Annotated in this window: 20 protein-coding genes; 10 read left to right on the top strand and 10 right to left on the bottom strand. The window is 69.4% G+C overall.

Annotation, left to right across the window (positions count from 1 at the left end; all coding sequences use genetic code 11):
* The first annotated feature begins 5 nt into the window (after positions 1-5).
* Genes VMD91_07155 through VMD91_07130 form a run of 6 tightly spaced genes read left to right on the top strand, consistent with a single transcriptional unit; the run spans position 6 to position 9,527 of the window.
* Positions 6-1,001: an SIS domain-containing protein gene (locus tag VMD91_07155; GenBank protein HTW83826.1), complete on the top strand. Its 996-nt coding sequence runs from the start codon at positions 6-8 to the stop codon at positions 999-1,001.
* Positions 998-2,569 carry a hypothetical protein gene (locus VMD91_07150; GenBank protein ID HTW83825.1) on the top strand — a complete coding sequence of 524 codons (1,572 nt, stop codon included), beginning with the start codon at positions 998-1,000 and terminating at the stop codon, positions 2,567-2,569. Before VMD91_07155 ends, VMD91_07150 begins: the two co-directional genes overlap by 4 nt.
* 25 nt (positions 2,570-2,594) lie before the next feature.
* Positions 2,595-3,938, top strand: coding sequence for an O-antigen ligase family protein (locus VMD91_07145; GenBank protein ID HTW83824.1), 1,344 nt, complete (start codon positions 2,595-2,597; stop codon positions 3,936-3,938).
* A complete protein-coding gene (locus VMD91_07140; protein HTW83823.1) occupies positions 3,935-6,847 on the top strand; it encodes a glycosyltransferase family 2 protein in 2,913 nt (970 codons plus the stop codon). Before VMD91_07145 ends, VMD91_07140 begins: the two co-directional genes overlap by 4 nt.
* A gap of 38 nt (positions 6,848-6,885) precedes the next feature.
* Complete coding sequence (locus VMD91_07135; protein ID HTW83822.1) at positions 6,886-8,166, top strand: hypothetical protein; 1,281 nt, start codon at positions 6,886-6,888, stop codon at positions 8,164-8,166.
* A complete protein-coding gene (locus VMD91_07130) occupies positions 8,163-9,527 on the top strand; it encodes a UDP-glucose/GDP-mannose dehydrogenase family protein (protein HTW83821.1) in 1,365 nt (454 codons plus the stop codon). Before VMD91_07135 ends, VMD91_07130 begins: the two co-directional genes overlap by 4 nt.
* On the opposite strand, the gene VMD91_07125 is transcribed toward VMD91_07130, so the two are convergent.
* Genes VMD91_07125 through VMD91_07115 form a run of 3 tightly spaced genes read right to left on the bottom strand, consistent with a single transcriptional unit; the run spans position 9,524 to position 14,050 of the window.
* Positions 9,524-10,489, bottom strand: a complete 966-nt coding sequence (locus VMD91_07125) for a UDP-glucuronic acid decarboxylase family protein (protein HTW83820.1) — start codon at positions 10,487-10,489, stop codon at positions 9,524-9,526. The genes VMD91_07130 and VMD91_07125 overlap by 4 nt on opposite strands.
* Before the next feature lie 21 nt (positions 10,490-10,510).
* A complete protein-coding gene (locus VMD91_07120; GenBank protein ID HTW83819.1) occupies positions 10,511-12,178 on the bottom strand; it encodes a hypothetical protein in 1,668 nt (555 codons plus the stop codon).
* Between the two features lie 9 nt (positions 12,179-12,187).
* A complete protein-coding gene (locus tag VMD91_07115) occupies positions 12,188-14,050 on the bottom strand; it encodes a hypothetical protein (GenBank protein ID HTW83818.1) in 1,863 nt (620 codons plus the stop codon).
* Between the two features lie 175 nt (positions 14,051-14,225).
* On the opposite strand from VMD91_07115, the gene VMD91_07110 reads away from it, so the two are divergent.
* Positions 14,226-14,792, top strand: a complete 567-nt coding sequence (locus tag VMD91_07110) for a hypothetical protein (protein ID HTW83817.1) — start codon at positions 14,226-14,228, stop codon at positions 14,790-14,792.
* A 25-nt stretch (positions 14,793-14,817) separates the two neighbouring features.
* On the opposite strand, the gene VMD91_07105 is transcribed toward VMD91_07110, so the two are convergent.
* Genes VMD91_07105 through VMD91_07080 form a run of 6 tightly spaced genes read right to left on the bottom strand, consistent with a single transcriptional unit; the run spans position 14,818 to position 20,329 of the window.
* A complete protein-coding gene (locus VMD91_07105) occupies positions 14,818-15,990 on the bottom strand; it encodes a DUF4915 domain-containing protein (GenBank protein ID HTW83816.1) in 1,173 nt (390 codons plus the stop codon).
* On the bottom strand, positions 15,987-16,685 hold the full coding sequence (locus VMD91_07100) for a glycosyltransferase (GenBank protein HTW83815.1): 699 nt from the start codon (positions 16,683-16,685) through the stop codon (positions 15,987-15,989). Before VMD91_07100 ends, VMD91_07105 begins: the two co-directional genes overlap by 4 nt.
* Positions 16,682-17,611, bottom strand: a complete 930-nt coding sequence (locus tag VMD91_07095) for a transketolase C-terminal domain-containing protein (GenBank protein HTW83814.1) — start codon at positions 17,609-17,611, stop codon at positions 16,682-16,684. Before VMD91_07095 ends, VMD91_07100 begins: the two co-directional genes overlap by 4 nt.
* Entirely contained in the window at positions 17,608-18,417 is an 810-nt protein-coding gene (locus tag VMD91_07090; protein ID HTW83813.1) for a transketolase, read from the bottom strand. Before VMD91_07090 ends, VMD91_07095 begins: the two co-directional genes overlap by 4 nt.
* 6 nt (positions 18,418-18,423) lie before the next feature.
* Positions 18,424-19,392 (bottom strand): NAD-dependent epimerase/dehydratase family protein, encoded by a 969-nt coding sequence (locus tag VMD91_07085; GenBank protein ID HTW83812.1) that lies wholly within the window; start codon positions 19,390-19,392, stop codon positions 18,424-18,426.
* 13 nt (positions 19,393-19,405) lie between these two features.
* Positions 19,406-20,329 carry a sulfotransferase gene (locus VMD91_07080; protein HTW83811.1) on the bottom strand — a complete coding sequence of 308 codons (924 nt, stop codon included), beginning with the start codon at positions 20,327-20,329 and terminating at the stop codon, positions 19,406-19,408.
* A 163-nt stretch (positions 20,330-20,492) separates the two neighbouring features.
* On the opposite strand from VMD91_07080, the gene VMD91_07075 reads away from it, so the two are divergent.
* The 3 genes from VMD91_07075 to VMD91_07065 are packed head-to-tail and all read left to right on the top strand — an operon-like array spanning position 20,493 to position 24,090.
* Positions 20,493-21,569 carry an NAD-dependent epimerase/dehydratase family protein gene (locus VMD91_07075; protein HTW83810.1) on the top strand — a complete coding sequence of 359 codons (1,077 nt, stop codon included), beginning with the start codon at positions 20,493-20,495 and terminating at the stop codon, positions 21,567-21,569.
* A 29-nt stretch (positions 21,570-21,598) separates the two neighbouring features.
* A complete protein-coding gene (locus tag VMD91_07070; protein HTW83809.1) occupies positions 21,599-22,693 on the top strand; it encodes an NAD-dependent epimerase/dehydratase family protein in 1,095 nt (364 codons plus the stop codon).
* Complete coding sequence (locus VMD91_07065) at positions 22,693-24,090, top strand: glycosyltransferase family 2 protein (GenBank protein ID HTW83808.1); 1,398 nt, start codon at positions 22,693-22,695, stop codon at positions 24,088-24,090. Before VMD91_07070 ends, VMD91_07065 begins: the two co-directional genes overlap by 1 nt.
* A gap of 3 nt (positions 24,091-24,093) precedes the next feature.
* Here the strand turns inward: VMD91_07065 and VMD91_07060 are convergent, their stop codons facing one another.
* A complete protein-coding gene (locus VMD91_07060) occupies positions 24,094-25,218 on the bottom strand; it encodes a methyltransferase domain-containing protein (protein ID HTW83807.1) in 1,125 nt (374 codons plus the stop codon).
* Positions 25,219-25,253 lie beyond the last annotated feature (35 nt).

Genomic DNA, 25,253 nt, shown 5'->3' with positions numbered 1-25,253 from the left:
CCACCGTGCTCGGCGAGCGCTTCGAAGCCGAGATTCGTGAGCAGCCCGCGGCGTGGCGCCGGGTTGCGGCGTCCGACGCGGCGCGCCGGCTGGCCGACGCGGTCGCCGGCCGCGACGTGCTGTTCCTGGGCAGCGGCAGCTCGCTGTGCGTCGGCCTGCTGGGCGCGCTGGCGTTTCGCCGGCGCGGCGTGCGCGCGTGGGCGCTGGCCGCGACCGAAGCGCAGTTCGACCACACCGCGTATCGCGACGCCTGCGTGGTCGCGCTCTCGCAAAGCGGCCGTTCGACCGATCTGCTCGCCGCGCTCGACGTGCTGCCGGCCGACCGGGTCGTCGCGCTGACCAACGATCCCGGCTCGCCGCTGGGTGCGCGCGCGCAGCTCGCGATCGACGTCCTGGCCGGCCCCGAGCACGCCGTGCCGGCCAGCAAGAGCGTGACGACGACCGCGGCGATCGTGCTGTGGGCGGCGGCGCTGGCCGGCGGCGCCGCGCACCGCGACGCGGCCGCGCTGCGGCGCACCGCCGACGACGTCGAGGCGTGGCTCGCGAGCCCGGGCGTCGCGGACGTCGAACGCGCGGCCGACGATCTGGCCGGCCGCCGTTCGGTCGCGGTCGTGGGCGCCGGCTACGGCGTCCCGGTCGCCTTCGAGCTGGCGCTGAAGATCAAGGAGTCGAGCTACGTGCACGCCGAGGGTTTCCCGGCCGGCGAGTTTCGCCACGGCAGCTCCGCGATGCTCGACGCGTCCAGCGCCATCGTCGGGATCGTCGACGACGCCTCGCGAGCGGTCGTCGCGCGGCCGCTCGACGAAGCGGTCGCCAACGGCGCGGCGCGCTATGCGATCGGCGAACCGTGCGGCGAGGTCACCCTGCTCGGGGCGCGCACGCCCGAACCGTTCAACACGCTGGCGTGGCTGGTGACCGGCCAAGTGCTCGCGCTGCAGGTCGGGCGCGCCAACGGCGTCGATTCCGACGCGCCGCGCGGGTTGCGCAAGTTCGTTCTGTGAGGGGTGCGGCGCTCGCGCTCACGCCGCTGCTACTGGTCGGCTGCGTGCTGGCCGTGCGCGCGCAGCCGACGGCGTGGCCGACGCCGCTGGCGCGCAGCACGCCCGCACCGCTGCCGACGCAGGTCTGGTCCGGCGCACCGGCGTCCTCGTTCACCCTGACCGTCGAGCCGCTCGGCGTCTCGCCCGACGGCTCCGCGCGCGCGGTCGTGCGCGCCGATCTGCGCGACGCGAGCGACGCGCCGACGCGGCTGCGGCGCGGCGGCGACTTCGACTTCAGCGTCGACCGCGGCAGCGTCCAGTGGCAGACGCGCTTGCGCTATCGCGGACCGGCCGCGGTCGTCGCGGTGCGCGACGCCGTGGCGGTGACGATTCGCGCGCACGCCAACGAGCCGGCCGGCCTCGGCAGCGCGCACGCACGGTTCGACGCGCGCGCGATCGCGCCGACGGTCGTCGCGGGTGCGATCGGACCGCACCTGGTGCGCGTCGGCTGGTTTCCGCGCGTCCGCCGCGGCGTCGTGCGCGTCTACCGCGTCGACGAGCGCGGCATCCGCGCGAGCGTGCCGACCGCCGTGGTGCGCGCACCGGCCTCGTCGTGGGACGACGGCACGGTGCGGCCGGGCGCGGTCGCGCGCTACCTCGTCGCGCTGCCGGGCGGGACGCACGCGGCGCACGCGCTGGTTCCACCCGAGCTGCCGCGCACCGATGCGCAGGCCGTGCGCGGCACCGCGACCTGGCTCGCGTTCTCGGGCGACCCGCTCGACGACGAGCGCTACGCGGCGCTCGACGTCGCGCAGATCGTCGACGTGGCCGTCCGCGCGCACCTGCGCGCGGTCGAGCTGCGATTGGCCTACGGTGCCTTCGACGAGACGACGCCCGACGCGAAGCCGACGGTCGACGCGCTGATCGACGGGTTGGTGACGCACGGCGTGCGCGTGATCGGCTGGACGGTACCGCGCACGCTCGACGCCGACGATCTAACCGAGGCGTGCGCCGTCGCCGCGTACCGCACGCCGGCCGGCAACGGGATCAGCGGGCTGGCCGTCGACCTCGAGCGGGGTCCGGAGTTCCTGGGCACCGGGGCGAGCGGTTATGCCGCGTTGCGCGATTATCTGGCGGTGCTGCGGCGCGCGGTCGGACCGCACGTGCTGCTGCTCGCGACCGTCGAGGATCCCTACCTCGATCGCCTGACGGCCGCGACGTTCCCGTACCCGGCGATCGCGCGGGCCGCCGACGTTCTGCAGCCGATGGTGTACTGGCACGCGTTCGGCGGCGGTGATCCGGCCCGCGCGCGGCGGGCCGTGGCCGGCTCGTTGCGCGCGTTGCGCGCGTTGGCTCCCGGCGTGCCGGTCGACGTCGGTCTGCAGACCGCGCCGCTGGGCCCGCACGGTGCGCCGAGCCCGGCCGAGCTGGCGGCGGCGTTGAGCGCCGCGCACGCCGGCGGCGCGCTGGGCGTCGCGTTTTACGACTGGTCGGGGACGGCGCCGGCGCAATGGGAGGTGCTCGCGCGCGACGCCGCGCGCGGCTCGGGATCGGGGCCGGGAGTTCGTCCGGTCGAACGCCAACCGTAGTCCGGATGCCCCCCGCGCGTGCCCGGTGATCTTCCATCCGCTGACGGTCACGCTGCGCGTGGAGGAGCACCCGCTGGTCGATCCGGCCAGTGCGGTCGTCTACCTCTTCTGCGCGATCGCCGTCGGCTTGTTGACGCGGCGCCGGCCCGCCCTCGGCGTCGCGGCGCTGCTGGTGTTGGCGCCGTTCGACCTGGCCCGCTACGTCGGGCCGACGACGATCACGACGCTCAAGGCCGGCCTCGTCGGGCTGCTCGTCGTGCTGGCGTTCTCGCGTCCCGATCTGTCCGCGTTCCGCACCGTACCGGTGCGCGCGATGCTGTGGGCGTTCGCCGCCACGCTGGTGGCGATCGGCTTGTCCGCGCTGCACGCGCAGCATCTGGGCAACGTCGCGCGCGAAGCGTTCAAGGACGGCGAGTACCTGCTGCTGTTCGCCGGCGCGATCGCGGCCTTCGCCGCTGATCCCGACGACCGTCCGTTCTGGCGCACGCTGGAAGCCGCCGTGACGCTGGTCTGCCTCTCCGCGCTGGCCGAGTACGTGGTCGGCGCGCACAGCGGGATCTTCTTGCACGGCACGGTCTTCCCACGCATCGCCGGCGCGCTCGAAGGCCCCAACCAGCTGGCCGGCTATCTCGGCATCGCGCTGCCGGTGCTGGTGGCGCGCGCGCTCACGCACCGCGATCGCGTGCTGGCGGGCGTGATCGCCTTGGCGACGATCACCGATCTCTTGACGCTCTCGCGCGCCGGGATCGCGGGCGTCGCCGTGGGCGTCGCGGTGGTGCTGATCGTGCTGCGTCCGCCGCGCTCGGTCGTGCGCCGCTTCGCGCTGCTCGTCGTCGCCGTCGTCGTGCTGGGCGGCGCGTGGGCGCTGCGCGCGGGCGTGCCGCCGGGGTATTTCTCGCTCGACCAGCAGACGCAGACGCTCGATCATCTCGCCAACCGCGCGCAGCTGTGGCACGCGGCGATCGCGCTCTGGCGCACCTCGCCGATCGTCGGCGTCGGCGCGGGCAACTACGAGCTCGACCTGGCGCAAGTCGGGCTGGTCGGCGTACGCACGCACGCCAACAGCATCTACCTCCAGGCTTTGGCCGAGACCGGCATCGTCGGCCTGCTGGCGACGATCGGCCTGTTCGCGACGACGATCTGGACGCTGGCGCGCAGTGCCGTGCGGCGGCCGCTGATCGTCGGCGCGCTCGGCGCGACCGTCGCGCTGGCCGTGCACCAGGTCGGCGACGACGTGTTCTTCTTTCCGAAGGTCGCCACCGCGTACTGGCTGGTGACCGGCGTCGCGGTCGCGGAGATCGCCGCCCGGCGCCTGTTCGAACGCCGGCGCGTCGCCACGTATCCCGCGGCCGCCGCCGCGGCCCGGTGAGCGCCACGCGCCAGCGCGTCGCGCTGGTCGCGCCGTTCTTCGGCGGCGACTTGCGCGCGCGCAAAGAGCGTTTCGCGTACGCCTTCGCGACCCACCTCGCGCTCGAAGGGATGGATCTCGAGGTCCTCACGACGACGGCGCGCGAGGACGCACCGGACGCCAACTTCTTCACCGCCGGCGTCGACCGCACCGAGCCGTTCCCGGTGCTACGCTTTCGCGTCAACGCACCCGACCGGGTGGCGTACGAAGAGGCCGTCCTGGCGGCGCGCAACGGCGGCGAGCGTCGCGCCGCGCTGCTCGACGAGCGCTTGCGCAGCCCCGACCTGCGCGCGCACGTCCGCGCGGCCGCGGCTCGCTACGACGCGTTCCTCTTCGTCGACGTCAGCGTGCCGACGACCGTGCACGCGTTGCCCGACGTCGCGGAGCGCGCGATCCTGGTCCCGCTGCTCGACGACGCTCCGGCGGCGCGCTTGCCCGACGTCGTCGAGACCGTCGCCCGCAGCCGGATGATCCTGTGTACCACCGAGGCGGAGGCGGCGCTGATCGGCGAGCTGTTCGGCTCGCTGGCGCGCGCCCGCACGCGCGTGCTCGGCCTGGGCGTCGATCGGGTACCGCTCGAGGAGCTGCACGCGCAGCGCGTGCGGCGGGTGACCCGCGGCGAGCCGTACGTGTTGGTGACGGGTGACGACGTGGCGGCGCACGGCGAGATCGTGGCCGGCGGAGCGTTCGCGGTCGCGCTCGACGCCGTCGAGGAGCGCGATCGGCCGGCGTTCTTCGCCGCCGCGCGGGCCGTCGCGGTGACGGGGACGGGGCGCGGCTTCGTCCCCGAGGTGGCTGAGGCGTGGGCGTACGGGAAGGCGGTGCTGGCGGCGGAAGACGCGCCGGGCGCGGCCGCGCTCGTGCGTGAGACCGGCGGCGGGATCGTCGTTCCCCCCGGCGGTTGGACGGCCGCTGTCTCGGCGCTCCCGCTCGATGACGCGCTGGCGCTGTTGGCGCGCCGCGGCGCCGCATATCTCGAAGCCACCGGCGATTGGCGGCGGATCGCGGCACGGACGGCCGAGGCAGTTGATGCGCTCGCCGCACTCGAGGACGACCGTTCGCGCGCGGCACTGGTCGCGCAAGTCGCGTACCTCTACCCCCTGGTGCAGCGGCAGCGCCGCACGATCGAAGCGATGCGCGCGAGCCGCTTCTGGCGGCTGCGCGACGGCTGGTTCGCCACCAAGCGTCGCCTCGGCATCGGACCCACCGTCGATCCGGTTGCGCGGCCCCAAGGCGAAGACCGTGGGGCCGAGCTGGCCGCGCTCGGCGATCCGTATCAGCTCTTTCGTGAGAACCATCGCCTGCGACGCGAGGACGTCGAGCGGATGCGCCGGATGGTGCGCTTCCTGCCGCGCCAGACCCGTTTCGGGCTCGTGATCGACGCGCGCGACGGCGGCAGTGCGCTTCCGGTCGTGCGCTCGCTGCGCGAGCAAGTCTATCCGCATTGGATCGCGCGCGTTCAGGTCGCGGAGCAGCCCGACGTCGGCGAGCTCGAAGAGCTGCAGGCGCTCGCAGCCGAGGATCCACGCATCGTCCTGGTCGCGCCGGGCGGCGAGCGGTTCGGTGATGCCGACGTCTTGGGCGGCCTCCACGGCAAGGATCGCCTCGAACCGCACGCGCTGTTCGAGTTCGCCTTGGCGCTGCAGGACGAGGTCGACGTCGTCTACTGCGACGAGGATCGGCTCGACGAGCGCGGCGTCCCGCGCGACCCCTGGTTCAAGCCGGATTGGTCGCCCGAGACGCTGCTCACGCGCGACTACGTCGGCGCTCTCTGCGTCGTGCGGCACGAGCTGCTCGAGAAGGTCGGCGGCGTGCGCGACGTGTTCGAGACCGCGGCGTGGTACGACGCGCTGCTGCGCGCGACCGAGGCGAGTGATCGGGTCGTTCACGTCCCGCAGGTGCTCGTCCATCGCGGCCCGGGCAGCCTCGTCGCGCCGGCCGATCAGAAGATCGCGGTCGAAAGTGCGCTGCGCCGACGCGGTGAGACGGCCGCCCTCACGCCGGCCGAGGGGGGGCTCGAGGTGCGCTTCGCGACCGCCGGGGAGCGCGTCTGCGTCGTGATCCCCACGCGCGATCGCGCCGATCTGCTCGGACCGTGCATTGCCTCGGTGTTCGAGCGAACCGCGTACCCGAACTTCGAGGTCGTGGTAATCGACAACGGCAGCCGCGAGGAGGCGACGCTGGCGCTGCTCGCGCGCTGGGAACGCGAGCGTCCCGGGCGTTTCCGCGTGCTGCGCGACGCGGCGCCGTTCAACTACTCGCGGCTCAACAACGAGGCGATCGGCACGACGGCGGCGCCCTTCGTGCTGCTCCTCAACAACGACACCGAAGTGCTCTCGCCGGAATGGATGGAAGCGATGCTCGGCCAGGCGCGTCGCGCGGCGATCGGCGCGGTCGGCGCGTACCTGCTCTACGAAGACGAGACGGTGCAGCACGCCGGCGTCGTGCTCGGGATCCTGGGGCTCGCCGGACACGCGCACCGCTTCCTGCCGGCCGGCGCACCGGGCTATCATGGCGGCCTGCGCTTCGACACGAACTATCTCGCGGTGACGGGTGCCTGTCTGATGATCGAGCGGCGCAAGTATTGGGAGGTCGGCGGCCTCGACGAGGCGCTCGCGGTCTCGTACAACGACGTCGATCTCTGCCTCAAGCTGCGCCGGGCCGGGTACCGCAACGTCTTCGTGCCGGCCGCCCGCCTGCATCACTACGAGTCGAAGAGCCGTGGCACCGACGACACGCTGGCAAAGGTTGCTCGAGCGATGGAAGAAGTGGAGGCTATTCGCAGGCGCTGGCCGCAATGGGCGGCGCACGACCCCTACTATAACCCCAACCTCACCGTCGACGCCGAGGACTTCGGACTGCGCTTGTGATCGAATCCACTACTGCCGAAACCGTCGCCGAGGCGCGAGTGCCGAGCGTACGTCGCCAAGTCGCGGCGCACGCCGGGATCACCTTCGGCGGCTTGATGGTCGCCAACGTCCTGGGCTACGTCTTCTACACCCTGGTCAGCCGGACGCTCGGGGTCGAGGCGTACGGCACGTTCTCGGCGCTGCTGGCGGTCGTCCTGATCGTACAAGCGCCGGCGCTGATCGCGCAAATGGTGGTCGCGAAGCTGGCCAGCGATTTGACGCTCGATCCCGACCGGCTCGCCGGGCTTGCGCGAGCGGTCGACCGCGTCGCCTTCGTCGTCGCGGGCTTCGCCGGGTTGGTGCTGATCTGCGCTTCTGTTCCACTGGCCGCGTTCTTGCACGTCGGCGATCCGCTGCTGGTCGCGGCGGCGGGCTGCGCACTCGCGGCCGCGATCCCGCTGCCGTTCCTGCGCGGTTTGCTGCAAGGGCTCTCGGCGTTCCGCGCCTTCTCGCTCTCGAACGTCGCCGAGAACCTCGGCAAGGCGGTCGCGGCGCCGTTGCTCGGCGCGACGCTGGGGCTGCGCGGCGCGCTCTCGGGCGTCGTTATCGGCTACGGCCTCGCGACCGCGTACACGTTCGTCGCCGCGCTCCCGCATCGGCGCGGCGTCGCGGTGCGCTTCTCGCTGCGCACGGTCGCACGCACGTCCGGTGGCGTTGCGCTGGCGATGTTCTGCATTTACGTCCTGCTGCTCTACGACGTCGTGTTGGCGAAGCGGTACCTCGACGCGTACACCGCCGGACTGTACGGTGCGGCGGCGTTGGCGAGTCGCGCGCTGTTCGCGGTGACCGCGTTCATCCCGACCGTGCTCTTGCCGCAGGCGTCGGCCCGGTCGGCGCGCGGCGAGCGCACGCGCGACCTTTATCTGCAGGCGGTCGGTGCCGGCGGACTCATCGTCGTAGCCGCGATCGCCTTCTACGCGTTTTTGCCACGGTTCGTCATCACCACGATCGCCGGACGTTCCTTCGCCGCCGGCGCACCGTTTCTGACGACCTACGTGTATGCGATCGGCGCGATGTCGATGGCCAATATCGCAGCGACCTACGCGATCGCGCGCGGGCGGCTGGGCTTCGTGGTCCCGCTGTGCTGCGTGGTGCTCGGGGAGGTGACCGCGGTCGTGCTGCGCCATCGTTCGGCCGCCGATCTCCTCCAGACGATCGCCGTCGGACACACCTGCGCGCTGGTCGTGTGCGCACTTGCCTTCGCCGGCCGGCGCCGCGGCGCGCCCACCCGGCCGGCCGAGGAAAGCGCCGGCGCCCGAGGCGAAGTAAGCGGGCGATGAGATCGATAGCGATCGTCGGCGCCGGGTACGTGGGGCTAGTCACGGCGACGTGCCTCGCCGAGCTGGGCAACAGCGTCGTCGGCGTCGATAACGACGCAGCGAAGATCACCCAGCTCGAAGTGGGGAACATTCCGTTCTACGAGCCCTCGCTCGGGGAGATGGTCGCGCGCAACATCGAGGCGGGCCGACTCTCGTTCACCACCGACCTCGCCGCGGCGATCCGGTGCGCCGAGGTCATCTTCATCGCGGTCGGCACCCCGATGCGACCCGACGGCCACGCCGACTTGAGCGCGGTACGCGCGGTCGCGCGCGAGATCGGTCTGGCGCTCAATGGCCCCAAGATCGTCGTCTCGAAGTCCACCGTTCCGGTCGAGACGGGTGAAATGATCAGCTCGATCATTCGCGAGCACGCGCCGGTCGAGTACCCCGTCAGCGTCGTCAGCAACCCGGAGTTCCTGCGCGAAGGCTCGGCGGTCGCGGACTTCCTCAAGCCCGACCGCGTCGTGATCGGCGTCGCCGACGCCGAGACCGAACGCGTGATGCGTGATCTCTACGCGCCGCTCGAGGCGCCGGTGGTCGTCACGGACGTGCGCACCTCCGAGATGATCAAGTACGCCGCGAACGCCTTCCTGGCGACGAAGATCTCGTTCATCAACGAGATCGCGAACATCTGCGAGCTGCTCGACGTCGACGTGCGTGCCGTCTGCAACGGGATCGGCTACGACCAGCGGATCGGAACGAAGTTCCTCAATCCAGGCATTGGCTACGGCGGCTCGTGTTTTCCCAAGGACGTGCGCGCCCTCGAGCAGCTGGCGGTCGAGCGCGACTATCAGGCGCCGCTGCTGCACGCCGTTGAGCTGGTCAACCGTCGCCAGGTCGAGCGCACGGTCATGAAGTTCGAACGCGAGCTGGGCGGTCTGCACGGCCGTGTCGTCGCGGTGCTCGGCCTGGCGTTCAAGCCGAATACCGACGACATCCGTGAGGCGCCGGCGCTCGCCATCATTCAGCGGCTGCTCGACCGTGATGCCGTCGTGCGCGCTCACGATCCGATCGCCAACGACTTCGCGCGCCGCGCACTCGGTGAGCACGTGACGTTCTGCGAAGATGTGTACGCGACGCTGGAAGGTGCCGACGCCGTGCTGTTGGCGACCGAGTGGAACGAGTTCCGCAGTCTCGACCTCGCGCGCTGTGCGCGGACGATGCGCGGCGACCTGCTCGTCGACGGCCGCAACATCTACGAGCCGGAAAAGGTGCGCGCGGCGGGCCTGCGCTACCTGGGCGTGGGCCGGATCAAGCTGCAGCGCACGACGAGCGCGCCGGCGACGCACGGCAACCTCGTGCGCGCACGCGAAAGCGACTAGACGGGCGTCGCAGCGCGGAAGTACTCGAGCGTGCGCAGCAGGCCGTCCTCGAGCGGGACGGCCGGTTGCCAACCGAGCAGCGTGCGCGCGAGCGTGATGTCGGGACGGCGCCGGGTCGGGTCGTCGGGCGGCAGCGGGCGGTCCTCGACCTGCAGCGGAACGCCCGCGAGCCGCGCGATCGTCGCGGCCAGCTCGCGAATCGTGTACTCGTCGGGGTTGCCGAGGTTCACCACCCGGCCGGTCAGGCCGCGGCCCGTCGCCAGCCGGAGGATGCCTTCGACCAGATCGTCGACGTAGCAGAAACTGCGCGTCTGACTGCCGTTGCCGTAGACGGTCAGCGGCTCGCCGCGCAGAGCCGAGACGCAGAAGTTCGGGATGACGCGGCCGTCGCCGGACTGCATGCGCGGCCCGTAAGTGTTGAAGATTCTCACGACGCGCGCGTCGACCTCGCCCTTGCGTACCGCCGTCGTGACGTACGCCTCGCCGTACCGCTTGCCTTCATCGTAGCACGAGCGCTGCCCGATCGGGTTGACGTTCCCCCAGTACGTCTCGCTTTGCGGGTGCTGCAGCGGATCGCCGTAGGTCTCGCTGGTCGAGGCATACAAGAGCGTCGCCGACATTCGTGCGGCGAGTGCGACGGCATGCATCGTCCCCAGCGCGTTGACGGCCAGCGTCTCGAGCGCGAGTCGCTCGTAGTGAACCGGGCTCGCCGGCGAGGCGAAGTGCAAGACCAGCTTCGGCCGGCGCAGCGCGGGCGGCAGTGCCGCTACCCAAGCGTCCCACGGCGCGCTGACGTCGGCGCGCACGAACGTGAACCGCTCGTGGCCGCGCACGCCCTGCAAGTTGCGCTCGTCACCGGTCGCGAGGTTGTCGACGCCGACGACGTTCCAGCCCTCGCGAAGGAGACGTTCGACGAGGTGCGAGCCGATGAATCCGGCGGCACCGGTGAGGAGCGCGAGCACGCGACGCCGTTCGGGGCGCGGTTACAGGTGCCCTTCGCGCAGCCGATAGATGCGAACGCCGCCGATGTCGTTTGCGAGCACGTACCGCTCGCGCACGAACGCGCTGAGCGCGGGGAAACTGTCGATGCCTTGCGTGACGTTGTCGGTGAAGCCGAACTGGCCCGGCGCGACGGCGTCGACGACGACGGGCGGCGGCGCGGCCTCGAGCTCGCGCATCATCCGCGCGCGGAAGTAGTCTCGATAGGGAAGCAGCTCGATCTGAAAATAGGCGTTCGCGTCCCGCGTCGCCATCAGCGTCGCCGTGTCGACGTAGTACTGCGGCATCCAGCCCCAGACGAGCATCCGGCCTCCGCGCGGGATGAGCTTCTCGATCGCGATGTCGACGGGCCCGAGCGGAAACGTCGCCTCTGACGCAAGCGCCTGAACGAAGGGATCGTCCGTGGTGGGCATGTGCGGCGCCAGCGGGATGCCGAAGGCCAGCACGAAAGCGAACGCAGCCGCTTCGCGCAGAGCCGGCGTGCGCCAGGCGGAGAGTGCGAGCGCGAACGAGTTCGTGGTCAGCCAAGCGAGTGGGATGACGGTGAGCAGGAGGTAGTGAGGGAACGGATGGTGCGGCTCGTAAACGGCGAAGAGCGCGGCGAGCACCATCAACACGGCCGATGCGGGCGCGATCGCCGGCGGCAGCGTGATTCGTCGGCGCATGACGATCAGCACGGCCAGGGAAGCGCCGCAGACCGCGGCCGACACCGCCAAGAACTTCGCGTATACGGCGACCGAGTGGAAGAAAAAGTCGGGCCCGACGCTGATTGGGCTCTGGACGTAGACCGTGGCGCCCAGGATATAGGAAATCACGAAGTCGCGCCACACGCCGCTCACCACGACGGCGCCGAGAATGAGCGCGACCGGAAACCCGATTCCCTCGGCGAGCACGACGAGCTCGCGCGTTCGCGTGCGCACGGGCGCGGTGAGTATGGCGGCCATTGCACAGAGCGCGAGGACGGCCGCGATCGGCACGTCCTGGAGCTTCGCGAAGAGCGCGCAGCCGGCGCACAGTCCGGCGACCAGGGCGGCTGCGACGCGCTTGCGCGCCGAACCCTCGGCCAGACCCAAGTACATCGCTGCGGCCAGTGCGACCGCGTTGAGGAACAGCGGGAGATGTTCGCTCGAGTAATGCACGAAGTCAGCGTCGCGCACGAACGCGAACAGCAGCAGCGGCGGAACGACCGCGACGCGCGCGAGGGCGGCGCCGTAGGTCCACCGTACGGCGAAATAGAGCGCGATGAGCGCACCGGCCACCAGCAGCAGTCCGACCACGCGTGCCGAGAAGAAGTCGATGTGCGCACCCACCAGCGCCGGCAGCGTCAGCACGTCGGAGTTCAGCGGTCCGCTGCTGGCGGGGTCGAAGCCGTGCCACGGCACGATGTCGACCGTCGCCTTGAGCGCGTTGGCGAGCATCTGTGCCTCGTCGGGGTTCAAGGCGTACGTCGGAATGAAGACCGGCCAACGCCAGGCGAACAGCACCGCCGGGATGCCGAGCACGACGAGGCGCTCGCGCACGACCGGCGAGAGCGGGAGCGTGCGCTCCGGCCAGAGCGCGAAAATCAGAAAGACGACGAGCACCAGCGTTGCCGTGATGGTGTAGGCCGCACTATGTTGGCTGATCCACAGCAGCGGCGGCGTGAGCGTCATCGGGCGAAGCTACGACTTGGCGCGGGAGCGTACCTCGCGCGTGAACGTGACGTGGGAGAGGCTGTAGAAGGCGGCCGGCGCGACGACCGTCACGCTCTTCACCGGCGTTTGTGACCGCTCGGTGATGAACGCTTCAGCCTCGTCCTGGCTCCGCGGCGCGGGTGCGATCACGATGCCGTCCCGCAGGGTCGCGACCACCGCTCGAAAACGCGCGGTGGAGCCGTCGCCGTACGTGACGTCCAGAAAGACGAACGGCGCCCGCCACAGCGCGTTGGCGACGCGGCACAGCAGCGTCGGCCGCAGATCGATCGAGGCGACGATCATCTCGCGCGGCCCGTGCGGCGCCGGAACGGCGACCGGTGTCCCGATCGATGCGTCGACTGTTCCCGCGTCGGCCGACGCGCAGGTTGCGTTCGGGGCGCGGTGGAGAACCAGAAACGCGTTCGTTCCGACCCCGAGCGGGACCGGTTCGCCGCGGTACCGGCACAGCAGTGCGACCGTCGTCGCCGGCGCTTCACCGAACGGCAGCCGGCCGTCGATCGCGATGTATTGGTAGAGGATCGTGTCGGCGCCGTGCTCGTCGAGCGCGGTTCGGTTGAGTTCGTCCAGGTAAGGCGTATAGGCGCTGTAGGACTGAAACACCGGCAGTGGATCCCAGTGCAGGTCGTTGGCTGCCACGATGGCCGTTTCGACCGGCAGCACGTCGACCGTTCCGTTGCCGAGCCGCGCGCGGAACGCCGGCGGCAAATCGTCATCGGCCAGCATCGTCGGTTCCTGTGCCGCATTCTCGGCCGTCACCTGGCGGGGGGAGACCAGAAAGCGGGCGGCATCCCGCCAGCGCTCGACGACGAAGAAATGCGGCAGCTCGTTGGTCGCGCTTTGAAAGCTGACTACGTACGCGAACGTCGCGACGGCGAACGCAGCCAGCGCGATCACGACGGTGCCGCGCCGTCGAACGGCGACGACGAGAATCGCAGCCAGGGCGAACGCGGCGCCGAAGTAGATGACGAAGTGCCCGTCCTGACGGACGTAGCCGTGCTTCCACGCCAGGAAGAGCGTGACGGCCGACATCGCGAGCAGCGTGGGCTGGCGCTCGCGCGCGGCCCGGACGCCGACCAGGAGAAGCGCGAGCGCGACCGCGCCGGCCAACAGGACCTGCGTCCACGATCCGGGCAGGGCCATCGCCGCCGAGTAGCCGTCGGTGATCGCGAGCGCACCACGTGCATACTCGACGAGCGCGGCCGGGCTGCGCAGTGCGACCAAGGATCCGACCAGCACCGTCGCGAGGGCGATGGCGCCCGCGGTGAGCGCGGCACGACGCCGCTCCGCCGGCCCGGTGGCGAGATCGACGATCCACACCGCCGCCGCTGCCCCCAACACGTCCATCGCGACCGTGTACTTCGAGAGGAAGCCGAACAGCGACAACAAGCCGATGCCCGCACCGGTCGCGACCGCGCAGCGGGGGAAGCGTGAGGCGCGCACGAGCAGCGCGAGCGCGCCCGCCAACGAGACGTAGTCGAGCCCGGCATTGCTGCTGTAGACCAGCAGCGCCAACGCCGCGACCGTCTTCTGCAGGACGCTCGATCGTCCGCCGAGTGCGAACAACGCCGCGGCCGCTACGACGAACGCGACGACGGAGCTGACGATGAGCTGCGGGATCGCCAGCGTCGCGTCCGCCGGACCGGCGAGGACGAAACCCAGCGGCCCGTACGTGAAGACGATGTCGTGTCCGAAGCGCAAATGGTCGTGCAGGGCAAGCGTGAGCGCGTGTTGCCACGAGGCGTCCAGGCCCACACCGAGTGCCGGTCGCGGGCGAACCAGGTAAACGAACCAGGCGGCGGCGGCCAGCGCGCCGAGGATCGCCCCCAACATGTGAAGCGGACGAACCGCGGAACGCGATTCGTCTTCCACGGGGAGGGGAGAAGCCTGCATCTTCGGACCGGCTTCGCGCTGCGCGGGCACCGTTCCGCTGAAGGAATCGAGCCGCTTTCCCCCTTAGGACTATCGTTGACCCGCCTGCCCAGAGAGGACGCCGAACGGGATGCCGATGGCCGCACTGCTCAAGAAGTATCCGATCGAGTCTGCGATTACGATCACGTTCGTCGTGGTCTTGCTCGGGGCGCTCATCTACCCGCTCCTGAGTCACGGCCAGCAACCGGCCGGATCGGTCCAAGCGCAGCTGCGTGAGCCGCCGCCGTTCTCGCAGCTGCAGAGGTATCCGGGACAGACGCGGTTCTCGCTCGACTCGATCGCGCAGGGCTCCACTTCGGCGCTCTTCGGGACCGCGAAGAACGGCCGGCTAGCGGTTACGTTCTCGCGCGCGCAGCCCATGCAGGTCAACGGCTGGGCGGTGGACGGCTCGAAGGAAGCCGGCGGCGTCTACGTGCTGATCGACGGCACCACGCGAATCCCGGCCTACTACGGCGTCGATCGGCCCGACGTCGCGCGCGTTCTTGGCGCTCCGGATGCGCGGTACGTCGGCTTCACTGCCACGCTGCCCTCGAACACCTTCCGCACCGCGGGATCGCACACGATCGGCGTCCTCGTCGTCAGCAGCGGCGGTTCCGGTTACTACCGTGAAGGCGCGCACGGGACGGTGACGTTCGCGCAGTAGTCGCGACGCTGCGCTTTCGCCTGCGCTACGACGTATCCCCGGCGAGGCGATAGGCGTAGAAGAGCGCGGGCCCCAGCTCGCTCGTCGATGTCTCGTCGAACGGAAACCCCGGCGTCCAGCTCGCCGGGACCGGTTCGATCGCGAAGATTTGATTCCCGGCCGGGAACAGCAGTGAGCCCAGCACCTGACCGCCGGCGAGGTCGACCGCGTGGACGCCGCAGACGCTGCGATCGACGTCGAGTCCGGGCGCGTACTGACGGAAGCGCGGAATGACGCGCGACGTCCCGACGAACGCGATGCCGCCCGCGAAGCCGAGTCCGCGGGTCCACCCCGGCAGCCGCGTGACCACGTCGAAGTGGCCGTCCCGGGCGACGCCGACCTCGCCGTAGCCGCTGTTGTCGACCCAGACGCTGCCTTGGTGCAACCGCGCCGAGTGCGGGCGCGTCAGGCCGCGTACCACCGGCTCGCGCGTCGCACCGCTGTAGATCACGCCGCGTCCGTCCACCGGATACCGCTCGTGGCCCGGCCGCAACTCGCCCGGCCGTTCACCGGAGGCCGAGAAGTACGAGCCGGCCAGATCGGCGCCGGCGGCGATCGAGTTGAGTTGGATGTAGTTGCACTCGGTCCGCGGGCGTCCGTCGCGCTCGAGCGCGGCCGGCCACCAGACGGGACGCGCCCGCCCGTCGGCGATCGCGAGCACGACGTTCTGGCCGACCGCGTTGGCGTGCAAGGTGCCGCCGATCACGGCCAGATCGTGGATGTACGAGCAGCCCGGCAGGTACCACGTCCGCTCGGGTAACAGCGCGCGGATCGGCGCGGCGTGTTCCGCCACGTCCGCACGTTCGAGCATCCCGGCCAGCGGCGAAAAGGCATAGAGCTGGTTGGGGTTGCGCGTCGAGGCGACGTACAGGCGGTCTTCGTCCGGTGCGAAGGCGACGCCGGAGGGATGGGGCAAGCGCAGGTACGATACACGCGGTCGACGCGTCGCGTTCAGCGCCAGCAGCAGATGCTCGTACTCGCGCGAGACGATCAGCGTCGTTCCGGTCGCCGCCAGCACGTCCCACCAAGCGCCGGTCGCCTCGGCCTGCAAATCGCCGGCGTCCGCCGCCGCTACGTCCGACCACTGCGAGACGATCTGCAGCGGATCGCGCCACTCCCGGCCCTGCGACTCGAAGCGGTCGGCGAGAGCGTCGCTCACGTCGGACGGCCGAGCTTGCGATAAAGCCTATACGCGCCAACGTACATCGCAAGCGCCGATCCGTAGTTGGTCGTCGACGTCCCGCCGTGCCGGCGGCTCGAGAAGATCGGGACCTCGATCATCGGGTAGTCCCGGCGCCGGCAGATCGCGTTGAACTCCGCGTCGATCAGATCGTCATCGGACTGCAGCGCCAGCAGCGCGTCACACGCGCGTGGGAAGATCTTCGGCGTACCGTTGATGTCCCAGCACGAGAGATCGAACAGCGTGCGGCACTCGATGTTGTAGAGCAACGAGCCGATTCGCCGCTGCGCGCCCTCGCGGATCTTGCGGTTCGCCTTGACGACGACCGCCGGAAAAGCCCGCGCGTAGAGCAGCAACAGCGTGAGGTCCTGATCGGTGGTGCGGGCCGAGTTCGTGTAGCAGATCGACGTACCGCGAGCCTCGCGGATACCGCGCTTGACGGCGCGGCCCCACCCGCCGTGCGGCTCGTGCACGGCGCGAACCGCCGGGTAGCGCTCCTCGAGCGCCCCGCAGACCTCGAGCGAGGCGTCGCGCTGCGTCCCGTTGACGATCAGCAGCAACTCGTGGTCGATGCCCGCTCCGGCCAGCGCGCGCTCGTAGCCGGCGACGATTGCCTCGATGTGATCCGCTTGATTGTAGACCGGCAGGATGATCGAGAACGCGGGATCGGTCAAACGGGCTCTCCCGCCGTCACGGCGAGAACGCGCCGGACGATCGCCTCGCGATCGAGGCCGTGCAGCCGATGATAGTAGCCCTGGCTTCCGCTGCGGCCCTGCGCGGGCCGTTCGACGCCGATACGCAGCAACCGTGCGCCGCTGCCGGCTTCGGCGATCGTCTCGGCGACGAACGACCCCAAGCCGCCGTTCACGTACTGCGCCTCGACGCTCACCAGCAAGCGGTGTTCCTCGGCGAGTCGGGCGACGTCCGCGACCGGCGCGGGGTTGAAGGTCGAGACGACCGCGACGCTCGCCGACAGGCCGTGCGCCGCCAACGCGTCCGCGGCGGCGCAGACGTCGGCCGCGAGCGCGCCCATCACGACGAAGGCGAGATCGTTACCTTCGCGCACGGTCTCGGCGCGACCGACGCGAAAGCGGCCGTCGAGGCCGGGCACGAACGTCTTCTCGTCCTTGCCGATGCGATAGTAGATCGGACCGTCGTAGTCCCACGTCGCCAGCAGCGCGGTGCGCATCTGCTGCGCGTCCGCCGGCGAGACGATCAACAAGCCCGCCTGCGGGCGCAGCGCGGCGGCATCGTCGATCCCGTGGTGCGTCGGGCCGGCCGTGCCGTACTCGAAGCCGGCGCCGACACCGACGATGCGTACGGGCAGATGATGGAGCACCGGCCCGTTGCGAATGAACTCGTACGGACGCAGGGAGGCAAACGGCGCGATCGAGTAGGCAAACGGGAGGTAGCCGCCGTCGGACAAGCCCGTCGCGATCCCGAGCATGTTCTGCTCGGCGACACCGACGTTGATGAACTGATCGGGATTCGCCTCGGCGAACGGCTCGAGCGCCATGTAGCCCAGGTCAGCCGTAAGCAGCAGCACGCGCCGGTCGGCGCGCGCGATCTCGGTCAGCGTGTTGGCAAAGGTCGTTCTCACGTGCGCGCGACCTCGGTCATCGCCTGCTCGAACTCCTCCGCGGACATCGGCCAGTAATGCCACTTGATCTGGCTCTGCATGTAGGAGACGCCGCGCCCGAAGACGGTGCGCGCGACGAAGACGTGCGGGCGGTCCGCGGAGGCACCGTCGACAGCCGCCCGCATCGCGCCGACGTCATGACCGTCGACCTCACGGGCGTCCCAGCCGAACGCCGCGAACCGCTCGGTCGGGTTTTCGATCGCGATGACGTCCTTCGTATAGCCCAGCGCTTGCTGTCCGTTCACGTCGACGAACGCGTACAGGTTGCTCAGGCGGTGCTGTGCCGCGAACATGACGGCTTCCCAGGTCGAGCCTTCGTTCAGCTCCGCATCGCTCAGGAGCACGAACGTGCGGCGCGCCGACCCGGACTTGCGCGCCGCGAGCGCGCTGCCGGCGGCCATCGCGAGCCCCTGTCCGAGCGAGCCGGTGCAGAAGTCGACCCCGCGCAGCTCGGCTTCCGGATGCACGCCCAGGAGGCTCTCCTCGCCGCAGTACGTCGCGAGCTCCTCTTCGCTCAGCCACCCGCGCAGCTGCAGCGCCGCGTAGAGTGCGAGCGCCGCGTGGCCCTTCGAGAGGACGAAACGGTCGCGGTCGGGATCGCTCGGTGCGGGGATGCGCAGGATGCTGCCGTAGAGTGCGGCGAGGATGTCGGCGATCGAAAGCGCGGAGCCGATGTGGCCAACGTTCGCGCGCCGCGACTGCCGCAAGACGTGTTCGCGGATGCGGCGACCGGTGACCATGCGCTCACTCTCGACGGTGCTGCTCATCGGCTCTCACTCGGGCGGCCGGCGGTGTGACTCGTAAAACGCGCGACGAGCAGGCTCGGACATCCAGGCCGCCGTGCGCCCGAACCCGGCCTCAAAGGGAGTCGATGCTCTCCAACCCACTTCACTCGCAATACGGCCGGTATTGGCGATCCACGTGCGGGTATCCCACTTCCGCTGCGCCATGGTGCCCCAGCCGGGTTCGGCGCCGATGCCGAAGTAAGCACGGCTTGCCGCGACGACGTCACGCAGCGTCGTTTGCGTCCCGGTCCCGACGTTGTAGACCGCTCCGGGCGGCACGTCGGCGTGCAGCACCGCGTCGTACGCGGCGACGACGTCGTCGACGTAGACGAAGTCGCGTGCCGTGTCCGGGGACACCAGCGGCGGATACGCGCCCCCGAGCCCGCGCAGCACGACGGTCGGGATCAGCCGCGTCGGCTCCTCGTACGGCCCGTAGACCGAGTAGAGGCGCAGCGTCGTCGCCGACAGCTTTCCGGACCGGCCCAAATGCTGTGCGTACGCCGTCGCCGCCGCCTTGGTCACCGCGTACAAGCTGTTCGGCTCGAGCTGCTCACTCTCGTCGGGCGGATGGTCCTTGAAGCCGTATTCGGACGAGCTGCCTGTATTGACGAAGCGCTCGACGCCGCGTTCGGCCGCGGCGTCGAGCATGTTCACCGACGCTTCGACGTTCGTGCGCACGCAGCGCGTCACGTCCGCCTGCGTCTCGTAGGCGCCGTACGCGGCCAGGTGCAACACCCAGTGCGGTCGGACGCTGTCGAACAGCGCACCGATACCGGCCCGGTCGAGCATGTCGGCGACGTGCAGGCGCACGTCGCCGGCGATCTCCTCGAGCCGCCACGGTCGGTAGTCGGCGCGGACCAGGCAGTGCACCTCGTGTCCGCGCCGCAGCATCCCTCGCGCGACGTTCGCGCCGACGAAACCGCTCGTGCCCGTGATGAGGACGCGCCGCGCCGACATCGCTCGCGATCGGCTAGAGGAAGTCCGTGTATCCGAAGTGGTCGAGGTACTGGGCGGTGCGCAGCCGGATCTCCTCGACCTCGGCCTTGCCGAGTTCGGCGGCCGTGGCGCGATTCGCGTCGGGTGTCGCCTTGCGTATCGTCCCCCACGGATACACTTCCTCGAGCACTTTGCCGTTCCACGATGGGTGCAGAAGCGAGTCCGCAGCCTCGAGCCCGAGCTTCTCGCACAGCGCCCCGAGCGTCTTCTTGGGATCCGCCAGGACGTCTTCGATGCGGATCACGTGCATGCGGTCCGGGAACTTCTTTTGGAACAGCAGCGCGTAGTATTGGTTCAGCGTCCACCCGAGCATGTAATGCTCGAGCGAGAGCGGAACGGGACGCTTCTTCGTATCCGCGTAGGCCGACCACGGGTTACGCACGATGTGCAGGAAGTGCGCGTCCGGCATGTCGGTCAAGATCTTGTCCGCGTCGACGCCGATGATCGGATTGTAGCCGACGTAGACCTGCTCGCGACCGGTCCGGCGATAGTCCTTCCACGCCTCGAAGGTCGCGCGGAAGAACGCTTCGACGTTGTTCGGCCGCGAGCGGCCGATCTCACCGATGATCCGCTCGTAGATCGCGCAGCGCTCGTCGTCGTTCATGTCGAACGGCTCGTGCCGGAACTTGCTCACGTTCGGCGTGCGCGAGCGGACCTTGCCTTCCTCGTCGATGATCGCTTTATAGTCCTGGTGCGGGGTGGCGTGCAGCGAGAACGCCGGCCAGCGGTACTTCAGCGGGAACATCGAGTTCAGGTAGTCGTGCACCAGCGCCGTGCCGATCTGGGATTCGAACGGGTACACGAACATCTGCGGGTGCCCGTCGAGAAAACGATGTGTCGTGTTTCCGCCGTTCTCGTACATCGCACCAATCATCAGCAGGCGGAATCTCGGGTTCACGTAGTATGCTCCTCGCGGCATCGAACGCGCGCTGACGAGTGATGAGTGCGCACGCGGCTGTAATGGCAGGCCCTCTCATTGTCGCGCTGAACGCGAAACCCTTGCGAGCTTGCTCGCGAGGAGGGGAATCCTCTTTTTACCTGGACCGGGAGCGGGCATAGAGGTGGGATCATATAGCAGCATCCTCGTCGCCGGCGGCGCGGGTTTCGTCGGATCGAACCTCGCGCTGCGACTGCGCTCGCGCTATCCCGACGCCCGTGTGGTCGTCGTCGACAACCTCAAGCGACGCGGGTCGGAGTGGAACCTGCCGCGGCTGGCGGCGGCGAACGTCGAGTTCGCCCACGGTGACGTCCGGCGTCCCGACGATCTGACGTTTCCGAAGACGCGGTTTGAGCTGGTTGTCGACTGCTCGGCGGAGCCCGCCGTTCTCGCGGCGTACGAGCAGGGGCCGTCGTACGTGATCGACACCAATCTCGTCGGCACCGTCAACTTGCTCGAAGTCGCGCGGCGCGACGGGGCCGACGTCGTCTTTCTCTCGACCAGCCGCGTCTATCCGGTCGCGGCCATCGAGATGATCGCGTACGAAGAGGAAGCGACGCGTTTCAGGATCGCCCAACGGCAGACGCTGCCGGGCGTCAGCGCGGCGGGAATCTCGGAGGCTTTCACGCTGGAGGGGGCGCGTTCGCTCTACGGAACCACCAAGCTCGCGTGCGAGCTGATCCTCGCCGAATATGGCGACATGTACGGCTTGCGCTACGTGATCGACCGCTGCGGCGTCATCACCGGTCCGTGGCAAATGGGCAAAGTCGACCAGGGCGTCTTTGCGCTCTGGATGGGCAAGCATTACTTCAAGCGCCCGCTCAGTTTCATCGGATACGGCGGCACCGGCAAGCAGGTGCGCGACTTCCTCGCCGTCGACGAGCTGGGCGATCTCATCCTCTCGCAGATCGACCGGATGGACGACCTGCCCCGGCGCACGTACAACGTCGGGGGCGGCCTCGCCTCGAGCCTCTCGCTGCTCGAACTGACCCAGTTGTGTGAGCAGATCACCGGAAACCAGGTGGAAATGCGCCGGATCGCGGAGAATCGCGCTGCGGACGTCCGTCTGTACGTGACGGACAACGCGCGCGTTCACGCCGATCTCGGCTGGGCGCCGCGCAAGTCGCCGCGAGAGACCCTTCAGCAGATCTACGATTGGATCCGCGAGCACGAGCGCATGGTCGCTCCGCTGTGGTCCTGATCGCCCAGCGAGGAGAACCCGAGGACCGCATGTCCGTCGTCATCGTCACCGGCTCTGCCGGTCTCATCGGCTCGGAAGCCGTCGCGTACTTCGCGGAGCGCGGCTACGAGATCGTCGGCATCGACAACAACTTCCGCCAGCGGTTCTTCGGTCCGGACGCGTCCACCGAATGGAACCGGCTCTCGCTCGAGTCGCGCTTTCCCAAGCAGTACACGCACGTCGCCGCCGACATCCGCGACGCCGCCGCGATCGACGAGATCTTCGGGCGGCACGGTGCACGGATCGCGCTGGTGATCCATACCGCCGCGCAGCCCTCGCACGACTGGGCCGCCGGCGATCCACCGACCGACTTCACGGTCAACGCGAACGGGACGCTGACCATGCTCGAAGCGACCCGCAAGCACGCGCCGAAGGCCGCCTTCATCTTCACCTCGACCAACAAGGTCTACGGCGACGCGCCGAACGAGCTACCGCTCGAAGAGCTCGAGACGCGTTGGGAGATCGCGCGCAATCACCCGTACTGGGAAGGCATCGACGAAAACCTGCGCATCGATCAATCGACGCATTCCGTGTTCGGCGCCTCGAAAGTCGCCGCCGACGTGCTGGTTCAAGAATATGGGCGCTACTTCTCGATGCCGACCGCCGTCTTCCGCGGCGGCTGTCTGACCGGCCCGAACCACTCGGGGACGAAGCTTCACGGCTTCTTGGCGTATCTGCTCAAGTGTACCGTCGTCGGCGCTCCGTATCAGGTTTTCGGCTACAAAGGTAAGCAGGTTCGCGACAACATCCATTCGCACGATCTCGTGTCTGCCTTCGATCACGTCTTTCGCAGCCCGCGCTGCGGCGAGGTCTATAACGCGGGCGGCACGCGCTTCAGCAACTGCTCGATGCTCGAGGCGATCGGGCTGTGCGAGGAGATTTCCGGCCGCAAGCTCGACTGGGCGTACACCGAAACGAATCGGATCGGCGACCACATCTGGTACATCAGCGACATGGCGAAGTTCCGGGCGCACTATCCCGACTGGCGGCAGGAGTACGACCTGCGCTCGCTCGTCAGGGAGATGTACGACAAGAACGTCGACCGCTGGCTGAGCGACGCCGAGAAGGAGCGCACCGGCGTCTGATGCTCTCCGTCGTCATCCCCGCCCGCAACGAGGAGGCGACCGTCGAGCCGACCCTGACGGAGCTGGCTGAACGACTCGACGCGGAGCGGATTCCGTTCGAGATCATCGTCGTCAACGATCACTCCACCGATGCGACGGCTGCGGTCGTCTCGCGGGTGGGCAAGCGCTGGCCGCAGGTGCGTTGCATCGACAACCCGCGCGCCAACGGCTTCGGAAACGCGATCCACAGCGGGTTGGACGCGTTCGCCGGCGAGGCCGTCTGCATCGTGATGGCCGACGCTTCGGACGATCCGGGCGACGTCGTCGCATACTGGCGGGCGATCGAGGCGGGCTTCGACTGCGCGTTCGGGTCGCGCTTCATGCGCGGCGCGAACGTCGTCGAATATCCTTGGCTCAAGCTCGCGCTCAACCGGATCGCCAATCTGTTCGTCGCCGCGCTGATGGGGATCTCGTACAACGACGTCACCAATGCGTTCAAGTGCTATCGGCGCGAGGTCATCGACGGCGTGCGGCCGATCCTCGCGCATCATTTCAACATCACCGTCGAGCTGCCGCTCAAGGCGATCGTGCGCGGCTACTCCTGGACGGTCGTTCCGACCAGTTGGTATAACCGCAAAGGCGGCGTTTCGAAGTTCAAGATCAAGGAGATGGGGAGCCGGTACCTCTTCATCGTCCTTTACGCGCTGCTCGAGAAATGGCTCTCGCGCGGCGACTATCGCCGCCGGCTTCCGCTCGACGTGCCGGCGGCCCCGGCGGCTCCGCCGGCCGCCGTGCGCGCGACTCCGCCCAAGAAGGGACCCATGACCTTAGCCACGTTCCTGCGCAAGTACCCGATCGAGACCGCGATCGCCGCCGTCTTCGTCGTGCTGCTGTGCGGTGCCGTCGTGTATCCGCAGCTCCGAGGGTCGGTGCCCGCAGCACCCGCGGCTGCCCCGCCGGCGGCCGGTCCGCAAGCGGCGGCGGTCGCGCTGCACGGGCCGCCGTCGCTCGCCGGCCTGCACGAGCACTGGGGGAAGGCCCCGTTCTCGCTCGACTCCGCGGTGCAAGGCTCGTCGAGCGTCGTCGTCATCGGCAAGCACCAGCCGGTCAACCTCGGTTTCTCCGCGTCGCAGCCGCTCTCGTTCACCGGTTGGGCGTTCGATGACGGTCAGCCCTCGGCGGGCGTGTACCTCCTGATCGACGGGTCGCGTCGCATCGCCGCGCTCTACGGTGTCGATCGGCCCGACGTCGCCCGCGTGCTGAACGCCCCCAAGGCTCGCTACGTCGGCTACATCGGTACGATTCCGGCCAAGACGCTCAGCCCCGGCGTCCACTCCGTCGCCATCCTCGTCGTCGCGCACGACGACAAAGGCTACTTCACGGAGGGTTCACCGGTGCGCTTCACCGTGACCGAGTAGCGCCTAGCGCTTCTTGCCGATCAGCACGTTGAGCGCCGCGAGCTCGACGTTCGCGTGCTCGGGCAGCTGGGTGACGAACGGCTCGTCGATGAGCGTGAGCGGATCGACGGCCAAGTCGGAGACACGCAAGGTGTCGAAGGTCTGCAGTGTTTCCGGCGGCAGCGCGTTCCGCCACGACTGCAAGAGCCAGGTGAGCACGAAGATCGGGCTGCCCGAGCGCGGCACGAACAGCGACTCGACCTCGCAGTTGCGGAATAAGTTCCGCAAACCACCCGAGGTCATGTTGTAATAGTGGTCGGGATAGCCGTGATACGGCTGCAGGAACGGGACGGCGGCGAAGATGCGACCGCCCGGGCGCACGACCCGTTCGAGCTCGCGAGCCGCCGCGAACGGGTCGCGAACGTGCTCGAGCACCGCGACGCTGATGACGAGATCGAACGAGTCGTCGGCGAACGGCAGCAGCTCGACGGCGGCGACGACGTCGGTGGTCGGGTAGGCGACGATCTCGAGGTTGACGACTTCCTCGCGATAATCGGGACGCAAGCCGGCGCCGGCGTCGAGGATCGGTCCGCTCGTTTCGGAGATCAGCTTGCGCAGCACCTCGTCGTATCCGTGCGCGGAGACATTCGAGGTCGGAACCGCGCCGACGCGTTCGCGCGTCGCGTCGTCCAGGAAGTCGTACGCGTTCGTGCCGACGCCGAAGCGATGTCCGTTCGCGCACTCGATGGCCTGCTCGTCGTCGGTCAGCTTTCCGCCGCACTTCGGACAGCGTAAGAGCGGACGAATGCGTGCGAGCTTACGCGCTTTCGCGTCGCTGAACTCGCTGGTGATCGTCGTGTCGACGCGCAACGGCACCGGCGCCGCCGCGTCTTCGCCCGCGCGCCGAAAGCCGACGGACCACGGGCCGTTCGCCATCGTCCGGGCGTCGATCCAGGCCGAGAAGCCGGTCGAGGTGCGGTCCGGCAACGCTTGCCGCACGTCCGGCCGGTCGACGAACGCGAGCGGGACGACCCGCCCGGCGGGGTTCGCCAACCAGAGCCGCTCGATCGGTCGATCGCCCTCCAGCGAAATCCAGCCGCGTATCAGCGACGACGGCGACTTGATCAGCCCGCCGAAAGGCACGTCCACGTGGACGATCGCGGGTTGCGCATGCGGTTCTACCA

The organism is Candidatus Sulfotelmatobacter sp. (assembly GCA_035504415.1).
GTDB lineage: Bacteria > Vulcanimicrobiota > Vulcanimicrobiia > Vulcanimicrobiales > Vulcanimicrobiaceae > Vulcanimicrobium.
The sequence above is the reverse complement of the archived record's forward strand: the minus strand, read 5'-3'. Positions and strand labels throughout refer to the sequence as shown.

Coding starts and splice junctions, on each gene's coding strand:
- VMD91_07130 (HTW83821.1), top strand. CDS start 8,163: ATGAGATCGATAGCGATCGTCGGCGCCGGGTACGTGGGGCTAGTCACG.
- VMD91_07120 (HTW83819.1), bottom strand. CDS start 12,178: ATGACGCTCACGCCGCCGCTGCTGTGGATCAGCCAACATAGTGCGGCC.
- VMD91_07115 (HTW83818.1), bottom strand. CDS start 14,050: ATGTTGGGGGCGATCCTCGGCGCGCTGGCCGCCGCCGCCTGGTTCGTT.
- VMD91_07110 (HTW83817.1), top strand. CDS start 14,226: ATGGCCGCACTGCTCAAGAAGTATCCGATCGAGTCTGCGATTACGATC.
- VMD91_07090 (HTW83813.1), bottom strand. CDS start 18,417: ATGAGCAGCACCGTCGAGAGTGAGCGCATGGTCACCGGTCGCCGCATC.
- VMD91_07085 (HTW83812.1), bottom strand. CDS start 19,392: ATGTCGGCGCGGCGCGTCCTCATCACGGGCACGAGCGGTTTCGTCGGC.
- VMD91_07070 (HTW83809.1), top strand. CDS start 21,599: ATGTCCGTCGTCATCGTCACCGGCTCTGCCGGTCTCATCGGCTCGGAA.
- VMD91_07065 (HTW83808.1), top strand. CDS start 22,693: ATGCTCTCCGTCGTCATCCCCGCCCGCAACGAGGAGGCGACCGTCGAG.